This is a genomic window from Streptomyces sp. NBC_00190, assembly GCF_036203305.1.
Classification (GTDB): domain Bacteria; phylum Actinomycetota; class Actinomycetes; order Streptomycetales; family Streptomycetaceae; genus Streptomyces.
Map to the genome: position 1 here is coordinate 1597874 of NZ_CP108131.1, position 18895 is coordinate 1616768.

Below are 18895 nucleotides of genomic sequence, written 5' to 3' on the forward strand. Positions count from 1 at the left end.
CAAACAACGACCAGCCACCCATCACCCCACCAGACAAGCTGGCGAGTTCACTGGGGCCGGCACTGAAGATCAACCTTACGGCCGTACCTTCAGGACCCAACAACGTGCCAGGCACGATCCCTCATCAGTGAGTCACTTTCCACGCCGAAGCAGTACTCGTGATCCATCCGAAGAACCGTGCCAACTAATCAACGTTCCACCCATGAGCTGACCGTGCAGAACGTTTGTCTGCAATCGGTACTGTGCTCCTTAGAAAGGAGGTGATCCAGCCGCACCTTCCGGTACGGCTACCTTGTTACGACTTCGTCCCAATCGCCAGTCCCACCTTCGACAGCTCCCTCCCTTACGGGTTGGGCCACCGGCTTCGGGTGTTACCGACTTTCGTGACGTGACGGGCGGTGTGTACAAGGCCCGGGAACGTATTCACCGCAGCAATGCTGATCTGCGATTACTAGCAACTCCGACTTCATGGGGTCGAGTTGCAGACCCCAATCCGAACTGAGACCGGCTTTTTGAGATTCGCTCCACCTCACGGTATCGCAGCTCATTGTACCGGCCATTGTAGCACGTGTGCAGCCCAAGACATAAGGGGCATGATGACTTGACGTCGTCCCCACCTTCCTCCGAGTTGACCCCGGCGGTCTCCTGTGAGTCCCCATCACCCCGAAGGGCATGCTGGCAACACAGGACAAGGGTTGCGCTCGTTGCGGGACTTAACCCAACATCTCACGACACGAGCTGACGACAGCCATGCACCACCTGTATACCGACCACAAGGGGGCACTATCTCTAATGCTTTCCGGTATATGTCAAGCCTTGGTAAGGTTCTTCGCGTTGCGTCGAATTAAGCCACATGCTCCGCTGCTTGTGCGGGCCCCCGTCAATTCCTTTGAGTTTTAGCCTTGCGGCCGTACTCCCCAGGCGGGGAACTTAATGCGTTAGCTGCGGCACCGACGACGTGGAATGTCGCCAACACCTAGTTCCCAACGTTTACGGCGTGGACTACCAGGGTATCTAATCCTGTTCGCTCCCCACGCTTTCGCTCCTCAGCGTCAGTAATGGCCCAGAGATCCGCCTTCGCCACCGGTGTTCCTCCTGATATCTGCGCATTTCACCGCTACACCAGGAATTCCGATCTCCCCTACCACACTCTAGCTAGCCCGTATCGAATGCAGACCCGAGGTTAAGCCTCGGGCTTTCACATCCGACGTGACAAGCCGCCTACGAGCTCTTTACGCCCAATAATTCCGGACAACGCTTGCGCCCTACGTATTACCGCGGCTGCTGGCACGTAGTTAGCCGGCGCTTCTTCTGCAGGTACCGTCACTTTCGCTTCTTCCCTGCTGAAAGAGGTTTACAACCCGAAGGCCGTCATCCCTCACGCGGCGTCGCTGCATCAGGCTTTCGCCCATTGTGCAATATTCCCCACTGCTGCCTCCCGTAGGAGTCTGGGCCGTGTCTCAGTCCCAGTGTGGCCGGTCGCCCTCTCAGGCCGGCTACCCGTCGTCGCCTTGGTGGGCCATTACCCCACCAACAAGCTGATAGGCCGCGGGCTCATCCTTCACCGCCGGAGCTTTCAACCCCCGCCCATGCAGGCAGGAGTGGTATCCGGTATTAGACCCCGTTTCCAGGGCTTGTCCCAGAGTGAAGGGCAGATTGCCCACGTGTTACTCACCCGTTCGCCACTAATCCACCCCGAAGGGCTTCATCGTTCGACTTGCATGTGTTAAGCACGCCGCCAGCGTTCGTCCTGAGCCAGGATCAAACTCTCCATGAATGTTTACCCGTAATCGGGTGCACACATCACTTAGAGCGGGCACGTCATGTCGGAATATGACCGACGCGCCACAACGTCCTCGCTGTGTTGTTGCCTGCAAGTGCTCCACGAGGAAGCCTCACAGGTCTTTTTCAAAGGAACCTCATCCACCGAAGTGGACGGGGTATCAACTTCTGGCGTTGATTTTTGGCACGCTGTTGAGTTCTCAAGGAACGGACGCTTCCTTTGTACTCACCCTCAGTATCAATTACTGGGGCTTTCCTCCGGGCTTTCGTTCTGTGTTCTTGCGTTTTCGATTCTATCAGACTCTTTCGTGTCCGACTTCCTCGGCGCTTTCCAGGTTTGCGCTTTCGCGCTTTCCCTTTCCGGCGATTCCGACTCTATCAGCGATTCCCTGTCTCTCTGACCACTCACCGCATTACCGAAGGGCATGGGAAAAGCAATCGAGATCAAGATCGGAACTGAAGAGGAGGAGTCCCGTCCATCAGACGTTCGCGAGATGTTCACACGGGGCGTCCTGGCGGGAGTCTCGACAGTACAGGCCTGCTGGTGCCCAAGCAAATCGATTCAGGCGTATGGTCTAGTCCACCGGTCTAGTCCACTAGTCTCCGTGCCTAAGGACCAGCCCGGATCAGGACAAGCATCGGGCGAACCCGAACATCCCGTGACATATCCTGCTGAAGAGTACGCCGTTCGCGACAGGTAGTGACGGCGACGCGAGCAGCCCCACCCCTGGGAGGCCCCCATGACCAGCGTGACGTCCCCACTTGCCGGGCGCGCCATCGGACTCGCGGCAGTGCCCGATCCGGTGTTCTCCGGCGCGATGGTGGGACCGGGCACCGCTATTGATCCCGTGCGCGAGCCCTCGGAGGCGGTGTCCCCCGTCGACGGTGTGATCGTCTCCCTGCACCCGCACGCGTACGTAGTAGTCGACGGCGAAGGCCACGGTGTGCTCACGCACCTGGGGATCGACACCGTTCAGCTGAACGGCGAGGGCTTCGAGCTGCTCGTCAACAAGGGCGACACCGTGACCCGTGGTCAGGCCGTCATCCGTTGGAACCCGGCCGCGGTCGAGGCCGCGGGCAAGTCCCCCATCTGTCCCGTCGTGGCGCTCGAAGCAACTGCCGACTCCCTCTCCGCCGTCGTCGAGTCCGGGGACGTAAAGGCTGACGACGCTCTCTTCAGCTGGCAGTGAAGCCCTCCGCCTGCACGGGCGAGTCGGACATCCACCGCGGCGGCTGGGGCCGCCGCTCAATCGGAGACGGGTGAAATGGAGACAACGCTGCGAGGCGTCGGCGTGAGCCACGGGGTGGCTATCGGCGAAGTCCGGCACATGGGTACGGCGGTTCTCGAGCCGCCGGCCAGGCAGATCACCGCGGACGAGGCGGAGCGCGAACAGGGGCGCGCCCGCAAGGCCGTGGAGGCTGTATCGGCCGACCTGACCGCGCGCGGCCAGCTGGCGGGCGGCGAGGCCCAGCACGTTCTCGAGGCCCAGGCGATGATCGCCACGGACCCCGAGCTGATGGCGGACGTCGACCGGCGGATCGCCGTCGGCAGCACCGCCGAGCGCGGTATCTACGACGCGTTCGCCTCCTACCGTGACCTGCTCGCGGGGGCCGGCGAGTACATGGCCGGCCGGGTGGCCGACCTGGACGACGTACGGAACCGCATCGTGGCGCGCCTGCTCGGCGTTCCGATGCCGGGTGTGCCCGACAGCGACGAGCCGTACGTGCTGATCGCGCGGGACCTTGCCCCCGCCGACACCGCTCTGCTCGACCCGACCCTGGTCCTCGGCTTCGTCACCGAGGAAGGCGGCCCGACGAGCCACAGTGCGATCCTCGCGCGGGCGCTGGGCGTCCCGGCGATCGTGGCGCTGCCGGGGGCCGGTGAGATCGCCGAGGGTACGATCATCGCCGTCGACGGCAGCACGGGTGACCTGTTCGTCGAGCCGAGCGACGAGAAGCGGGCCGAGCTGGAGGCCGCGGCCGCCGAGCGCAAGGCCGCTCTCGCCGCGTCGTCCGGTCCGGGCGCGACCTCCGACGGTCACAAGGTGCCGCTTCTGGCCAATGTCGGCGGTCCGGCGGACGTGCCGGCTGCCGTGGAGGCCGGGGCGGAGGGTGTGGGCCTGTTCCGCACCGAGTTCCTGTTCCTGGACGACAGCAAGAAGGCTCCGTCCGAGGAGAAGCAGATCGAGTCCTACCGCAAGGTGCTCGAAGCCTTCCCCGAGGGCCGTGTCGTCGTACGCGTCCTGGACGCCGGCGCGGACAAGCCGCTGGACTTCCTGACCCCCGCCGACGAGCCGAACCCGGCACTGGGTGTCCGTGGTCTGCGCTCGCTGCTCGACCACCCGGATGTACTGCGTACGCAGCTCACCGCGCTGGCCAAGGCCGCCGAGGGGCTGCCCGTCTACCTCGAGGTCATGGCCCCGATGGTGGCGGACCGGACCGACGCCAAGGCGTTCGCGGACGCGTGCCGCGCGGCCGGGCTGAAGGCGAAGTTCGGCGCCATGGTGGAGATCCCCTCCGCCGCGCTCCGGGCGCGCTCGATCCTCCAGGAGGTCGAGTTCCTGTCGTTGGGCACCAACGACCTCGCCCAGTACGCTTTCGCCGCCGACCGTCAGGTCGGTGCGGTGTCGCGGCTGCAGGACCCTTGGCAGCCGGCACTGCTCGACCTGATCGCCATGTCGGCCGATGCCGCCAGGGCGGAGGGCAAGAGCTGTGGTGTCTGTGGCGAGGCCGCTTCGGACCCGCTGCTGGCCTGTGTGCTGACGGGTCTGGGCGTCACCTCTCTGTCGATGGGTGCCGCTTCCATTCCGTACGTGCGGGCGACGCTCGCCAAGTACACCCTGGCGCAGTGCGAGCGCGCCGCAGCCGCGGCGCGTGCGTGCGACAGCGCGGACGAGGCCCGCGTGGCCGCCCAGGCGGTGCTCTCCGGCGAGTAGCCGCGGAGCGCGGACCGTGTTCGATCGAGGGGCCTTCGCCGGTGGCGAGGGCCCCTCGACCGTTCTGCCGCGCTCCCGTTCTTTCACACTCCCTCTTTAGCGCTCCCCATCTTTCAGTGGTGTGGGCCCGGGCCGTCCACCTCGTAGCCCGGGCAGTATTCGACGCCCGGTTCCGGGGCGACGGGCTCCCCGGTGTCGGCGTCCGTGCAGTAGGCGTTGAACACGGCCGCGGCCGAGAGCACGGCGAGGCGGCCGCGGTCCAGGCGCCAGCCGTGGACCCGGTCCCCGTGGTCCTCGGTGGTGCTGCGCAGTACCAGTCCCCCGGGGCCGCCGAGGGCGAGCCCGGCGGCCAGCACGGTCACGAAGTCGAGGCCGTCACGACCCTCCATCCGGGGCGGCACCCCGGGGTCGGTGCCGGTCTCGGCGTGCAGGACGGCGACGAGCTGTTCCGTCTCCGTCGGCACGCTGCACACGAGGTGGTGCCGACCGGGTCCGGCGCCGGCCATGAGCCGTCGGAGCACGGCCGTGGCGCGCTCGAAAGAGGCTTGGCCGATGTCCTCGCCGCAGTCCGCGCAGCTGCCGACGCCGGCGAGGAGCGCCGTCGCGTATTCCCAGGTGGCCTGCCGGACGGCCTCGTCCACGAGGAGCGGGACGAGTTCGTCGATGGGCCGGCCGGCATGGGGCAGGCCTGCGCCCGTGCCCGCCAGTTCCGCGGTGAACAGGGTGCGGGCCTCGGCGGTGTCCGGGTCGAGGCCGTGCTCCGCGACGTATTCGGCGTACTCCTCGGGATCGAAGAGTACGACGGTGGTGTGGATGCCCTCGGCCGCGAGGGACCGGAGCAGCCCGTCGACGTGGCGGAGGTAGTCCTGGTGGTCGTCGAACACGAAGCTGCGGTAGGTGCGCATGGCCGCGAAGTCCCCGGCGTCGGCCAGGAGGCCGATGGTGCCGGGGACCTCGCGGCGCAGCCTGCGGCGCCGGTCGGTGCCGCTGTTCCTCGCGGTCCGGGCGGTCCGGGTGGACCGAGTGGTCCGAGTGGTCCGAGTGGTCCGCGAGGTCCCGGCGGTGCTGTTCGTCCTGGTGGTGTCTTTCTTCCGTGGCATGGCTCCCCCTGAGTGGCACGGCGATCACTTGCTCACTCAGAGTAATCAGAGCCACTGACAGTGGGCTCAGCCGCGGGTGCGGGTGCGGGCCAGCTCCTCGTAGAAGTAGAGGAGGTCGAGGTTGTCGACGGAGCCCGGGTTGACCGCCTTGGCCAGAGGCGCGCCCTGCAGGAGGCGCTTGACCGGGACCTCGATGCGCTTGCCGGTGAGCGTGTGCGGGATGGCCGGGACCTCGATGACCTCGTCGGGGACGTGGCGCGGGGAGAGCTCCTCGCGGATGGTCGCCTTGATCTTGGCGCGGAGGTCGTCGTCGAGGGCGGCGCCGGGCGCGAGGTGGACGAAGAGCGGCATCCAGTAGCCGCCGTTCGGCTCCTCCAGGCCGATGACCAGGGATTCTTTGATCTCAGGGAGGCGCTCGACGGCCTCGTAGATGTCGGCGGAGCCCATTCGGACGCCCTGGCGGTTCAGGGTGGAGTCGGAGCGGCCGTGGATGAGCACCGAGCCGTGGTCGGTGATGGTGATCCAGTCCCCGTGGCGCCAGACGCCCGGGAACATCTCGAAGTAGCTCTCGCGGTAGCGGCTGCCGTCGGGGTCGTTCCAGAACCGGACCGGCATGGACGGCATGGGGTTGGTGACGACGAGTTCGCCGACCTCGCCGACGACGGGCTTGCCTGACGGGTCCCAGGCCTGGAGGTCCGTGCCGAGACAGGCTGCCTGGAGCTCGCCGATGTGGACGGGGAGGGTGGGGACGGCGCCGGCGAAGCAGCTGCAGACGTCGGTGCCGCCGCTGACGGAGGCGATCCACAGGTCCTCGGCCACCTCGTCGTGCAGCCAGCGGAAGCCGTCGGGCGGGAGCGGGGAGCCGGTGGTCGCCACGCACTTGACGGCGGAGAGGTCGAAGTCGCGGGACGGGTGGACCTCGGCCTTGCGGCAGGCCATGACGTACGCGGCGGAGGTGCCGTAGAGGGTGGCCCCGGTCCGCTCGGCGATGCGCCACTGGGCGCCGGTGTCGGGGTAGCCGGGACTGCCGTCGTACAGGACGACGGTGGTGCCGGTGAGCAGGCCGGAGACGAGGAAGTTCCACATCATCCAGCCGGTGGAGGTGTACCAGAAGAACCGGTCCTCCGGGCCGAGGTCGCAGTGCAGGCCGAGCTGCTTGAGGTGTTCGAGGAGGATGCCGCCCTGGGACTGGACGATGGCCTTGGGCAGGCCGGTCGTGCCGGAGGAGTACAGGACCCAGAGGGGGTGGTCGAAGGGGACCGCCTCGAAAACGGGCTCGGTGTCCGCGGAGGTCAGGTCCGACCAGGCCAGGGCTCCCTCCGGGGCCTGCGTACCCAGCAGCGGGATGTGGACGACGGCGCGCAGCGAAGGCAGCTCGGCGCGGAGCTCGGCTACGGTGTCGCGGCGGTCGTGCTGCTTGCCGCCGTAGCGGTAGCCGTCCACGGCGAACAGGATGACCGGCTCGACCTGCTGGAAGCGGTCGAGGACGCTGCGGGCGCCGAAGTCGGGGGCGCAGGAGGTCCAGACCCCGCCGACGGCGGCTGTGGCGAGGAGGGCGACGACGGACTCGGGGATGTTGGGGAGGTAGCCGCTGACCCGGTCGCCGGGGCGCACGCCGAGGGCGCGCAGTTCGGCGGCGAGGGAGCCGACCTGGCGGCGGAGGCCGGCCCAGGTGACGGGGGTGGCCTCGTGGGTCTCGTCCACGTACAGCAGGGCGGCGTCGTCGGCGCGGGCCGGGTCCTCGGCGGCGCGCAGGGCGTGCTCGGCGTAGTTGAGGGTGGATCCGGCGAACCAGTGCGCGCCGGGCATGGAGCGGTCGGCGAGGACGGACTGGTACGGGGTGGTGAAGCGGACGTCGAACCACTCGGCGACGGCCTGCCAGAAGGTGTCGAGCTCATCGACGGACCAGGCGTGCAGGGCGGGGTAGCCGCCCTCGACCGGGGCTCCGAAGCGCTCCGCCGCCCAGGCTTGGAAGGCGGTGATCCGGGCCGCGGCGATCCGGTCGGGGCCCGGGGCCCAGAGGGGTTCCGGCTGCGTGGCTGAGGTCATGGGTCGGCTCCCGGTCAAGTCTGCGGCTCGCGCTTCGTGTGCGTACGGTGCCATCGCGCGGAGGGTGTACGCACGGCGGCTCACTGGGACGATGCCATGTGATCGACGTCCGCACCAGGGCTGCCCCGGGTGGCCAGGCGAGATCACTTCAAGGGTGAACGGCAGTTGAACGCAGCCCCTTGGGCCGGAGGCCGGTGGCAGGGTGAGCGGCATGAACGGTCGTGATCTGGTGCGTGCGGTGAAGGACATCGGTACGGAGCGCGGACGGCGCGCCTGGCTCTCGTCGTGGCGCCACCGGCGCGCGGACGCGGTGGGGCTCGCGCGCCGGGGCGCTGAGCGGGCGCGGGTGCCGGGGCTGCTGACCGGTACGGAGCCGCGGCCGGGCGGGGGTGTGCTGCGGTTCGCGCGGTCGGAGCTGCTGGTACGGGTCACCGTGGGCGGGGCGGTGTTCTGGGGCTGGGACGGGGCCGGGCCGACTCCCTCGTACGCGGTGGTGGGCACGGGGCCGGAGCCGGATCCGCGGGCGGTGCTGGAGCCGGACACCGAAGGTGGCTGGCGGGTGGTGTCGGAGCGGGTGACGGTGGCGGTGTCCCGGACCGGGGCGGTGGAGGTGCGCACGCCGGGCGGGACCGTCCTGCGGCGTGAGCTGCCGCCGCGGTGGTGGGAGCCGGTGGACGCCGCCGACGGCGACGGGGCGGGGGCGCGGTGGCTGCAGCGGGGCGAGGTGGCGGCGGACGCGCGGTTCTTCGGGCTGGGCGGGCGGGCCGCGGGCCCGAGGCTGCGGGACGGGGTGTACCGGCTGTGGAACACGGACCCGAAGGGCGGCTTCGGGCCGGGTGACGATCCGCTGTACCTGACGATGCCGGTGCAGATGGTGGTGGCGGACGCGGGGACGCACCTGGTGTTCCACGACAACTCGTGGGAAGGCCGGGTGGTGTTGCGCGAGGGCGAGGAGGGCGCCGGTTCGGGGGTGGACCGTCCGGGGGCGAGCGAACTGCGCATGGAGGGCGGGCCGCTCAGGTGCTGGGTGCTGGTGGGGACGCCGGCGCGGGTGCTGCAGGGCTGGTCGGGGCTGACGGGTGCGGCGGCGGTGCCGCCGGAGTGGGCGCTGGGGTACCAGCACGCGCGGTGGGGGTTCGGGAGCGCGGCGGAGGTGCGCCGGGTGGTCGGGGGCTACGCCTCGCGCGGGCTCGCGCTGTCGGCCGTACACCTGGACATCGACCACTACGACGGGCACCGGGTGTTCACGGTGGACGAGGAGCGGTTCCCCGATCTGCCGGGACTGGCAAGGGAGTTGGGGGAGCGGGGGGTGCGGCTCGTCTCGATCGTGGATCCGGCGGTGAAGACGGGGGACGCGGTGCACGCGTCGGGGCGCGCGGTGGGGGCGGGCGGTGCGTTCATACGGGACGCGGCGGGCCGGGAGGTGCGCGGCGAGGTCTGGCCGGGCGAGTGCGTGTACCCGGACTTCACGGATCCGGCGGTGCGGGAGTGGTGGGGCGGGCTGTACGAGGAGCGCCTCGGGCAGGGCTTCGCCGGTTTCTGGCACGACATGAACGAGCCGGTGTCCTTCACCCCCTTCGGGGACGCCACGCTGCCGCGGTCGGCGCGGCACGCGATGGACGGCGCGGGCGGCGACCACCGGGCGGGGCACAACGTGTACGGGCTCGGGATGGCGCGGGCGGGGTGGGAGGGGTTGGTCCGGTTACGGCCCGCCGAGCGGCCGTTCCTGTTCTCCCGGTCGGGGTGGGCGGGCATGCAGAGGTACGGGGGCACGTGGTCGGGGGACGTGGAGACGAGCTGGGAGGGGCTGCGGGCCTCGCTGGCGCTGGTGCTGGGGCTCGGCCTGTGCGGGGTGCCGTACTCGGGCCCGGACGTCGGCGGCTTCGGCGGGTCCCCCTCCCCCGAGCTGTACCTGCGGTGGCTGCAGCTGGGTGCGTACCTGCCGCTGTTCCGGACCCATTCGGCGATCTGGGCGGGGCGGCGGGAGCCGTGGGAGTTCGGGCCCGAGGTGGAGGAGCGGGCGCGCGACCTGCTCGCGGAGCGGGAGCGGCTGCGGCCGTACTTCGTGACGCTGGCCCACCTGGCGCGGCGGACGGGGGCGCCGTACGTGCGGCCGCTGTGGTGGGGCGCTCCGGAGGAGCGGCGGCTGCGGGACTGCGAGGACGCGTTCCTGCTGGGCGACGCGCTGCTGGTCGCCCCGGTGCTGGAGTGCGGGGCGGACCGGCGGGCGGTACGGCTGCCGCGGGGGCGCTGGTACGACACCGTGACCGGTGAGGCGTACGAGGGCCCGGGCCAGATCCTGCTGGACGCGCCGCCGGGACGGATCCCGGTGCTGGCGCGGGCGGGGGCGGTGCTGCCGGTGCGGTCCGCGGCGGGTGACGGCGGGGTGACCCTGGAGGTCTGGGCTCCGGCGCGGGGCCGCACGGGCGGCGGGGTGGTGATCCGGGACCCGGGTCCGGGCTTCGAGCCGGGCGCCGTGGAGCGGTACACCGTGCGGTGGGCCGGGGAGGCGGTGGTGGTGGAGTCGGAGACGGGAGATGCGGTCGAGGGCGTCGTCGTACGGGGTCTCGACGCGGCTCAGCAGGTGTAGCGGCCCGCGAACCAGGCGGAGGCGGCCCGGGTGTGGAGGGGGAAGGCCAGTTCGGTCGGGGTGCGCAGGATGTGCCACCCCGTGGTCTCGTCCGTCGGTGTCGAGGCGGGCAGGCCTGCGGCGGGGCGGAGCGGGAGGAGGCCGAAGATCAGAAGGTGGCCGGCCGGGGAGCTGAGGGTGTCGGCCAGCGTGACCTCCGAGGCGGGGGCCGTGATTCCGGTCTCCTCGCGGAGTTCGCGGACGACGGCGTCGCGCCAGTCCTCGCCGAAGTCGATGAAGCCGCCGGGCAGGGCGATGCCGCCGAGGGCGGGGGCGATGGCGCGGGTGATGACGACGAGGCCGGTGCCCTTCTCGTCTTCGACCGGGAGGAGGGCGACGGCCACCGGGAGCGGGTTGCGGTAGGCGGTGGCTCCGCACGCCTCGCAGGTGCGGGGCCAGTCGGTCGTGGCGTAGCGCGTTCCGCAGGTGGAGCAGTGCGAGTCCCTCAGCTGTTCCGGCATCCCGCGATGGTATGCCAAGGGGCCGGCCGCGGAGGGGTTGCGGCGGGCGCAGCGGGGGCTGCCGCGGCGCGGCTATTCGCGGCGGGTGTACGACTGTTGTCGGCCGCGGCGGGCGGTCGAACGGTTCGTGCGGTGGGCCCGGGGGCCTGACGGCCCGGATGGCCTGGAGGCCAAGGCGGAGTTCTACCCGCACGTGGAGCGGAGCCGGCTGTTCGTCGATCCGCGCTCCCACACCGGCGATCCCCCGGATCTCGGGCGGGGCCCGCACGGGCCGCGAGGTGCTGAGGCGCGCGCTCGGTGAGCAGGGATTCGTCAACCTGCCCGAGGAATGGTGGCACTTCACCTTCAGGCCCGAGGCTTTTCCCGACACGTATTTCGACTTCCCCGTCGCTGTCGCCGCCGTCCGGCCGTGAGTACCGTGCCCGCATGACTTTCAGCTCGTACGAGGAATTCTGGCCGTACTACGTCGCGATGCACTCGCGCGCCGCCACCCGCTGGATCCATCTCGCCGGCACGCTCACCGGGCTCGCGGTGACCGGCTACGGGCTGGCGCGCGGCCGCAGGCGCTATCTCGCCGCGCTCCCGCTCATCGGGTACGGGACGGCGTGGCCGGCGCACTTCCTGATCGAGGGGAACAATCCGGCGACCTTCGGGAATCCGGGGTGGTCGCTGCGCGGGGACGCGCAGATGATCCGGATGATGCTGGCCGGCCGGGACGCGGAGCTGGGCGAGATCGCGCGGAAGTGGCTCGCCGAGAACCGGTGACCCGGTAGCCCGCCCGTGGCAGACTCCTGACGATGCGTCAGTTTCTGTAGGGGAGGGGTCTTGGCACTCACACGTACACCCGTCGTGGGCGGGTGGTTCACCGAAAGCGCCGCGGACGGCGGTTTCCGGCTGCTCGGCACCCGGTGTTCGGCCTGCACCGCGGTGTTCTTCCCGCGCGAGGACGCCTACTGCCGCAACCCGCACTGCCCCGGCGGCGGCGAGCTCGCCGAGGTGCCGCTGTCCCGGCGCGGGCGGGTCTGGTCCTACACCGACGGGCGCTACCGGCCGCCCGCGCCGTACGTGTCCGACCCCGCCGCGCCCTGGGAGCCGTACACCCTGGTCGCGGTGGAGCTGGAGGCCGAGGGGATGGTGGTGCTGGGGCAGGCGGCGCCCGGTGTGGGCGTCGGCGACCTGGCGGTCGGGATGGAGGTCGAGGTGGTGGGCGGTGTGCTGAACGAGGACGCGGACACCGGGACCGCCTGGACCACCTGGCGGTTCAAGCCGGTCGGAGGTGCGGCGTGAGCGCGGACGTCGCCGTCCTCGGGGCGGGCATGCACGCCTGGGGCAAGTGGGGCCGCAGTTTCGTCGAGTACGGGAGGGCCGCCGCGCGGACGGCGCTGGCGGACGCCGGACTGGACTGGTCGGACGTGGGGTCGATCGTCGGCGCCGACACCGTGCGCTCCGGCTACCCGGGCTACGTGGCCGGCGCCACCTTCGCCCGGGCGCTGGGCTGGCAGGGCGCCCGGGTGACCAGCGTGTACGCGGCCTGCGCCTCCGGCGCCCAGGCGATCGGGACCGCCCGGGCGCAGATCCTGGCCGGCCTGGCGGACGTGGTCCTGGTGGTGGGCGCCGACGCGGCGCCCAAGGGGTTCTTCGCGCCGGCGGGCGGTGACCGGCCGGACGATCCGGACTGGCTGCGCTTCCGCGTGCTGGGCGCCACCAATCCGGCGTACTTCGCGCTGTACGCCCGCCGCCGGATGGCCGTGTACGGGGACACACCGGAGGACTTCGCCCAGGTCAAGGTGAAGAACGCGGCCGCCGGGGCGCTCAACCCGAACGCCCGCTACCGCAACACGGTCACCGCGGAGGAGGTCGCCGCGTCGGCGGTGGTCGCCGATCCGCTCCGGCTGCTCGACATCTGCGCCACCTCCGACGGGGGCGCCGCCCTGGTGCTGACCAGCATGGACTTCGCGCGCTCGCGCGGGATCGCGGACCCGGTGCGGATCCGGGCCGTGTCGACGGTGACGCCCACGTATCCGCGTACGGTGCTGGACCTCCCGGACATCGCCACGGACTCGGCGGTGGCCGTCCGCCCCGCGGCGGGCTCCTTCCGGGCTTCGATCGCGCGCGCCGCGTACGAGGAGGCGGGCCTCGGCCCGGACGACGTCTCCCTCGCCGAGGTGTACGACCTGTCCACCGCTCTGGAGCTGGAGTGGTACGAGGACATCGGACTGTGCGGGGAGGGCGAGGGGGCCAAGCTCGTCCGGGAGGGGGCGACGGCGCTGGGCGGGCGGGTTCCCGTCAACACGAGCGGGGGGCTGGCCTCCTTCGGGGAGGCGGTTCCGGCGCAGGCCATCGCACAGGTGTGCGAGCTGACGTGGCAGCTGCGCGGTACGGCCGGGGACCGGCAGGTGCCGGGGGCCCGGGCCGGGATCACCGCGAACCAGGGCCTGTTCGGCCACGGGTCGGCCGTCGTCGCCGTGCGCTGAGCGGGCGTTCCCGTGGGTGTCGCCGACGGCTGTTTCCGGAGGTTTTGCCGGCGGGTGTGCCGGCGGGCGTGCCGGAACGCTTGACGGCCCCCGGTGGCGGGTTCACACTCGCTCCACAGTCCGGCACCGCTTCCGGGACACCCGAATCCCCCCGTGAGAGCTGCGGCCCGTACCCCAGTCGGCGGGGGTACGGGCCGCCTCCGTGTCAGGCCCCGGCCGTCAGGCTCCGACGCCGCGCCCGTGCCAGGGACATCGCGTGTTCCACGACCCCGACGAGCACGTCCTTCACGGACTCCCGGTCCCGCGCGTCGCAGAGCAGCACCGGCACCCCGGCGTCGAGGTCGAGTGCTTCCCGTACGGTCACCACGGGGTGCCGGTCCGCGCCGTCGAAGCAGTTCACGGCGACGACGAACGGGAGCTCACGCCGCTCGAAGTAGTCGATGGCGGCGAAGCAGTCGGCGAGGCGGCGGGTGTCCGCGAGGACGACGGCGCCGAGCGAGCCCTGGGCCAGCTCGTCCCACAGGAACCAGAACCGGTCCTGCCCGGGCGTGCCGAACAGGTACAGGACCAGGTCCTCGCGCAGCGTGATGCGCCCGAAGTCCATGGCCACGGTCGTGGTGTTCTTGCCCTCCACTCCCCCGGTGTCGTCGATGGCGGCGCCCGGCTCCGAGAGGAGTTCCTCGGTCCGCAGCGGTCTGATCTCGCTTACCGCACTGACCAGGGTGGTTTTGCCCACCCCGAAGCCGCCCGCGACCAGGATCTTCAAGGTCAGCGGCTCGACCGGTGACACGGCGTGCATGGCACCGGTGCGGCTAGAGCGCCCGAAGGCCATCGATCACCTCACGCAGAATGGATTCATCGGGCAGTTCGGCCGGCGGTACCGGCCGGGTCACATGGACCAGTTCCTCGTCGGTCAGGTCGCCGATCAGGACCCGTACGACGCCGACCGCGAGGTCGAGTTCCGCCGCGAGTTCGGCGACCGACTGCGGCCGGTCCCGGCACAGCCCGAGGATGTGGGCGTGTTCCGGGGACAGCGTCAGGTCCCAGACCGGGTCGTCGGCGGCCGGTTCGGCGACGACGAGCGCGATCAGGTCGAGCCGGTGCTGGCCCGCGTGGCTGGTCCGGCCGCGGGTCATGGCGTACGGACGCACGACGGGACCCGCGTCGTCGTCGAACCAGTGCGCGTGGCCGAGGGCGGGGTCCTGGTCTCCGGCCGGCGTGCGGGTGGGGCGGTCCTGGCCTGAATCGCTCATGCCGTCCGTCTCACCCTCCGGCTGGCAGCCCGGTGCGCGGGGCGATGGCCAGGTGGTCGCCGACTCGCTTGACCATCAGGGTCATCTCGTACGCGACCTGCCCGACGTCGGAGTCGGCGTCGGCGAGCACGGCCAGGCAGCTGCCGTCACCGGCCGCCATGACGAACAGGAACGCCTCGTCGAGCTCGACCACCGTCTGGCGGACCGTGCCGGAGTCGAAGTGCCGCCCGACTCCCTTGGCCAGGCTGTGGAAACCGGAGGCCACGGCCGCCAGGTGCTCGCTGTCCTCGCGGGTCAGGTCCTTGGAGCTGCCGGTGGGCAGGCCGTCGCCCGAAAGGACCACCGCCTTGCGGATGGAACCGACCTTGTCGACGAGCTCGTCGAGGAGCCAGTTGAGCGGGCCGGAGCCGCGGCCCCTGGTGTCGTTTCCGGACTGCGGTGCGGTCATCGACCGTCCCCTTCGTTCTCGTATCCCGGACCGGTGGCGGCGGAGGTGCCTGCATCGGTCTCGGACTGCTGCTGAGCGTGCTGCTTGCGGCCCGCCGTCCAGCCTCGCTGGAGTGCGGACATGCGCGTGCGTACGTCCTCGGCGTCGCGGTCCGCCATCGGGGCGGTGGCCGCGGTGTCGGAGGCGGCGGCCCGGGTGTTCTTGAGCTGCGGGGCCAGGCTGGCCTGGCGCACCCGGCGCGGGAGCCCGGCGCTCGCGGCGCCGGGTGTTGCGGGTGCGCCGGGCCCACCGGGTGCGGGCGCCGGTGCGGGCTGCGGGACCACGGACACCGGGCGCGGCGCCACGCGGCGGCCGTGCTCGGCGACCAGGGTCGGGGTGGGACGGCGGCGCGGCAGCGGGACGGCTCCCGGGGAGCGGGGTCCGTCGGGGCGGAGGGTCTCCGCGCGCTGGGTGTCGAGCCGGACCGGGCCGGTGGGGGGCGGCGTCTCGCGGTCGCCCGGGCGACCGTCGGCCCGCTCCGCGTGCAGGGCGGCGTGGCGGTCCCGGTCCCGGTGCCGGTCGGTGTGCGGGCCGTCCGCCGGGCGCAGCCCCAGCAGGGCGCTGCGCGGGGTGCCGCTCGGCGGGGTCTCGTCGTCCAGGGTGGCCATGGCCGGACGGGCGCCCGCGCCGGACGGGGCGGCGGGCTCCGTGTCGAGGCCGTCCACCGCGTCGAGGCCGAGGACGTCGATCGGGGCTTCCAGTTCGACCGGGCCTCGCAGTTCGGGGGCCGGCAGCGAGCGGCCGGAGCCGGCGGGGGCCCGCTCGACGGCGGCGGGCACGGACCGCGCGGACGGGATCCTGCCGGACCGCCCGGCCTTGCCGGCCGCGTCGAGCCGGATGCCCGTGCCGTTGGTGTCGGGCGCGTCGGTCAGCAGGGCCGCGGGGAGGAAGACCACCGCGGTGGTGCCCCCGTACGGGCTGGGCTGGAGGACGACCTTGACGCTGTGGCGCTGTGCGAGGCGGCTGACGACGAACAGGCCGAGGCGGTCGGTGTCGGAGAGTTCGAAGTCGGGTGTCTCGGCGAGCCGGAGGTTCGCGTCGAGCAGTGCTTCGGGGTTCATGCCGAGGCCGCGGTCGTGGATCTCCAGGGTGAAGCCGTTGGCGACGCGTTCGCCGAGCACCTGGACCGCGGTGTGCGGCGGCGAGAACACGGTGGCGTTCTCCAGGAGTTCGGCGACGAGGTGGGTGACGTCGGCGACGGCGGGGCCGGCGATGCCCAGGCGCGGGAGCCGGCGCACCTCGATGCGCTCGTAGTCCTCGACCTCGGCGACCGCGGCCCGTACGACGTCCATCAGCTGGACGGGCTTGCGCCACTGGCGGGAGGGCGCGGCGCCGGACAGGATCACCAGGCCTTCGGCGTGGCGGCGCATGCGGGTGGTCATGTGGTCGAGGCGGAAGAGGTCGGCGAGCTCCTCGGTGTCCTCGGTGCGGCGCTCCATGGTGTCGAGGAGGGTCAGCTGGCGGTGCAGGAGCACCTGGTTGCGGCGGGCGAGGTTGACGAAGACCTCGGAGACGCCGCGGCGCAGCTCGGCCTGCTTGACGGCGGCCTCGACGGCGGCGCGCTGGAGGGAGTTGAGGGCCTGGCCGACCTGGCCGACCTCGTCCTTCTCGTACTCCAGGTGGGGCGCCTCGGTCTCCACGTCCACCTGCTCGCCCGCGGCGAGGCGGCGCATCACGCTCGGCAGCCGGACGCCGGAGGCCTCGTGGGCCTCCTTGCGGAGCCGGGACAGGTCGCGGACCAGGTCGCGGCCGATGCGGACGGAGAGGAACAGGGAGAAGGCGAGGGCGATGAAGCCGAGGACGCCGGCGACGGCTGCCTGCACCAGGACGTCCATGGCGACGGGTTCGACGCGCTTTTGGTAGCGGTCGCCGGCGTCGGTGCCCATGACGGCGAGCTCGTCGAGGACCTTGGTCGCGGCCTCGTCCCACTGGGCGGCCGTGACGCGCGGGTTCTTGCCCGCGCCGCCGGCGAGGAAGCGCTCCTCCGCGTCGCGCAGCGACTTGGTCTCGGCGGCGCCCCAGTAGTGCTCGAAGCGCTCGCGGTCGGCGGCCGGGAGGTTCGCGAGGTTGAAGTCGTAGAGCAGGGTGCGGTTGGCGGCGAAGTCGGAGACGTGGCGCAGGTCGGCGGCGCTGATGTTCCGCGCGGCGAGCGCGGAGGCGATGACGGCGTCCTCGCGGGAGAGTGTCTCGCGGGCGCGGGTGATGCCGACGAGGGCGCGGCCCTGCTTGTCCATGTCGACGTTCTCCAGCGCGTGGAGATTCATGAGGAACTCGTAGCAGGGGTCGACGAGTCGGCTGTAGAGGTCCAGTGCCTGGCTCGGGTCGAGGGTGTTCTCGTCGACCGAGCGGCGGAGGGCTCCGATGCCGTGCAAGGCGCCCAGGATGGTCCGCAGGCGCTGGGCGCCCTGCGGGCTCAGCTCTTCGATGACCTCGGGGTCGCGGGCGTTCGCGCCCATCTTCTCGACGATCTCGTCGGTGGCGGCGCGGCGCTTGGCGAGCTCCGTGGTGGCGGTGGAGGCACGGGGGTCGCCGATGACGACGAGGGTCTGGCGGCGTTCCTTCTGGATGACGCGGACGACGTCCTCGATGGGATAGCCGACCTTGTCGATGACGTAGGCGACGTCGAGGAGTTGGACGGCCTCGCGGCCGGTGATGACCGTCGCGAAGCCCCAGAGGGCGGTCAGGGAGACGAGCGGCACAAGGAGCAACGCCACGATCTTCCGGCGGATGGACTTCCCGCGAAAGCGCATGGCCTCCCCAGCCTCCCCCAGCTCAACCCCGTTGTCGGGGGGTTCGGTGTTCCGTCATTTAAACGGCGTGAGCCTACTACTGCCCGGGGGCGGCTTCGAAGGCGTGTCCGGACATTTTCGGCCGGACCCCTGGCCGAAGATCGGGAGTTGTCCGATACTTCCGGTCAAGTGCGGCCCGATATGTGGCAGATGACACTTGGTGAGGCGTCAGTTCCCGCAATTGGATGGATGGCTGGAATTATTCGTTCCGCGCTCAACGGGTCCGGTGGTGACGGTGTCCGTGAAGCGGGAATCTCTCGGCGGCGCCGTACGTCTTCTGTTCGGGGGACACGTCGGGGTGGGCGTGGCGGGGTAGGCGTTGCGGGGTAGGCGTTGCGGACCGCGCGGTGGGGAGTGAGCGGACCATGAACGGATATGTGGGCGGCGACGCGCACGACGGTGGCGCAGGTGCGGGTACGAGTGCCGGGGGTGCCGGCGGCGCGGGCGGCCGTGGGCTGTGGGTCGAGGAGCCGGCCCGGCGGCGGAGGATGCCGGATCCGGTGCGGACGTCGGCGGTGCGGGCGGTGCTGATCGTGGCCGTGACACTGACGCAGGCGACGGTCACCTTCTTCCTCACGCTGACCAGCTCGTGGCTGGCCTTCCCGATGGCGCTCGGCGCGGTCGCGGGCACGATCGTGGCCACCTGGGGCGTGCTGGACGTATGGATCACCCGGCAGACCTGGAACCAGCGGTACGGGGTGGTCTCGGAGCCGAGCAGCACGGCCCGCAGCCGCCGCCGGGAGGCCCGCCGGGCCGCCGAGGCCGCCCGTGCGGCCCGCAAGGCCGCCCCGGCGCGAATACCCCGCGAGGACGGCCCCCTCGCGGCGTTCGGCCGCCGCTGACCGCGCACCCGGCGGCCGGCGGATCCCGCCCGGCCGCCGGGACCGTCCTGGCGGCCCCGGACCGCCTCGCGGGCGGAGTCCGGGGCGGCGGGT

The 18895-nt window shown here is 71.2% G+C and carries 14 protein-coding genes, 1 rRNA gene and 1 pseudogene; 8 read left to right on the forward strand and 8 right to left on the reverse strand.

The genetic code is table 11. The features are described from left to right. Positions 1 to 253 precede the first annotated feature (253 nt). A 16S ribosomal RNA gene (locus tag OG429_RS07890) occupies positions 254 to 1777 on the reverse strand. A gap of 745 nt (positions 1778 to 2522) precedes the next feature. Here OG429_RS07890 and OG429_RS07895 point away from each other — a divergent pair. Then, positions 2523 to 2972 (forward strand): PTS sugar transporter subunit IIA, encoded by a 450-nt coding sequence (locus tag OG429_RS07895; RefSeq protein WP_328924579.1) that lies wholly within the window; start codon positions 2523 to 2525, stop codon positions 2970 to 2972. A 75-nt stretch (positions 2973 to 3047) separates the two neighbouring features. Then, a complete protein-coding gene (gene ptsP / locus OG429_RS07900) occupies positions 3048 to 4718 on the forward strand; it encodes a phosphoenolpyruvate--protein phosphotransferase (RefSeq protein ID WP_328924580.1) in 1671 nt (556 codons plus the stop codon). Between the two features lie 113 nt (positions 4719 to 4831). Here ptsP and OG429_RS07905 read toward each other — a convergent pair whose 3' ends face one another. Beyond that, positions 4832 to 5818 (reverse strand): hypothetical protein, encoded by a 987-nt coding sequence (locus OG429_RS07905; protein ID WP_328924581.1) that lies wholly within the window; start codon positions 5816 to 5818, stop codon positions 4832 to 4834. A gap of 66 nt (positions 5819 to 5884) precedes the next feature. After that, positions 5885 to 7867 (reverse strand): acetoacetate--CoA ligase, encoded by a 1983-nt coding sequence (locus OG429_RS07910; RefSeq protein ID WP_328924582.1) that lies wholly within the window; start codon positions 7865 to 7867, stop codon positions 5885 to 5887. A gap of 211 nt (positions 7868 to 8078) precedes the next feature. Between OG429_RS07910 and OG429_RS07915 the strand changes: the two genes are divergently transcribed. Next, positions 8079 to 10457 carry a glycoside hydrolase family 31 protein gene (locus tag OG429_RS07915; RefSeq protein WP_328924583.1) on the forward strand — a complete coding sequence of 793 codons (2379 nt, stop codon included), beginning with the start codon at positions 8079 to 8081 and terminating at the stop codon, positions 10455 to 10457. Here the strand turns inward: OG429_RS07915 and OG429_RS07920 are convergent. After that, positions 10445 to 10957 (reverse strand): NUDIX domain-containing protein, encoded by a 513-nt coding sequence (locus OG429_RS07920; RefSeq protein ID WP_328924584.1) that lies wholly within the window; start codon positions 10955 to 10957, stop codon positions 10445 to 10447. The two genes, OG429_RS07915 and OG429_RS07920, sit on opposite strands and share 13 nt — an antisense overlap. Positions 10958 to 10979: 22 nt before the next feature. On the opposite strand from OG429_RS07920, the pseudogene OG429_RS07925 reads away from it, so the two are divergent. The 4 genes and pseudogenes from OG429_RS07925 to OG429_RS07940 form a co-directional block, all read left to right on the forward strand. Further along, positions 10980 to 11370: pseudogene (locus OG429_RS07925) on the forward strand (M15 family metallopeptidase); the annotation flags it as partial. 13 nt (positions 11371 to 11383) lie between these two features. After that, positions 11384 to 11722, forward strand: a complete 339-nt coding sequence (locus tag OG429_RS07930) for a DUF962 domain-containing protein (protein ID WP_328924585.1) — start codon at positions 11384 to 11386, stop codon at positions 11720 to 11722. 60 nt (positions 11723 to 11782) lie between these two features. Continuing rightward, a complete protein-coding gene (locus OG429_RS07935; protein WP_328924586.1) occupies positions 11783 to 12244 on the forward strand; it encodes a Zn-ribbon domain-containing OB-fold protein in 462 nt (153 codons plus the stop codon). Beyond that, positions 12241 to 13431 carry a lipid-transfer protein gene (locus OG429_RS07940; RefSeq protein ID WP_328924587.1) on the forward strand — a complete coding sequence of 397 codons (1191 nt, stop codon included), beginning with the start codon at positions 12241 to 12243 and terminating at the stop codon, positions 13429 to 13431. The genes OG429_RS07935 and OG429_RS07940 overlap by 4 nt, the downstream gene beginning before the upstream one ends. Before the next feature lie 205 nt (positions 13432 to 13636). On the opposite strand, the gene OG429_RS07945 is transcribed toward OG429_RS07940, so the two are convergent. Genes OG429_RS07945 through OG429_RS07960 form a run of 4 tightly spaced genes read right to left on the reverse strand, consistent with a single transcriptional unit; the run spans position 13637 to position 17885 of the window. Beyond that, the gene (locus OG429_RS07945; RefSeq protein WP_388568946.1) at positions 13637 to 14263 is read right to left on the reverse strand and encodes a GTP-binding protein; all 627 of its coding nucleotides are present in this window, start codon (positions 14261 to 14263) and stop codon (positions 13637 to 13639) included. Beyond that, positions 14244 to 14684 carry a DUF742 domain-containing protein gene (locus OG429_RS07950; protein WP_328924588.1) on the reverse strand — a complete coding sequence of 147 codons (441 nt, stop codon included), beginning with the start codon at positions 14682 to 14684 and terminating at the stop codon, positions 14244 to 14246. The genes OG429_RS07945 and OG429_RS07950 overlap by 20 nt, the downstream gene beginning before the upstream one ends. 10 nt (positions 14685 to 14694) lie before the next feature. Continuing rightward, the gene (locus OG429_RS07955) at positions 14695 to 15132 is read right to left on the reverse strand and encodes a roadblock/LC7 domain-containing protein (protein ID WP_328924589.1); all 438 of its coding nucleotides are present in this window, start codon (positions 15130 to 15132) and stop codon (positions 14695 to 14697) included. Next, positions 15129 to 17885: a nitrate- and nitrite sensing domain-containing protein gene (locus tag OG429_RS07960; protein WP_328924590.1), complete on the reverse strand. Its 2757-nt coding sequence runs from the start codon at positions 17883 to 17885 to the stop codon at positions 15129 to 15131. Before OG429_RS07960 ends, OG429_RS07955 begins: the two co-directional genes overlap by 4 nt. 440 nt (positions 17886 to 18325) lie before the next feature. Here OG429_RS07960 and OG429_RS07965 point away from each other — a divergent pair, with 440 nt between their 5' ends. Further along, positions 18326 to 18802, forward strand: coding sequence for a hypothetical protein (locus tag OG429_RS07965; RefSeq protein WP_328924591.1), 477 nt, complete (start codon positions 18326 to 18328; stop codon positions 18800 to 18802). Positions 18803 to 18895 lie beyond the last annotated feature (93 nt).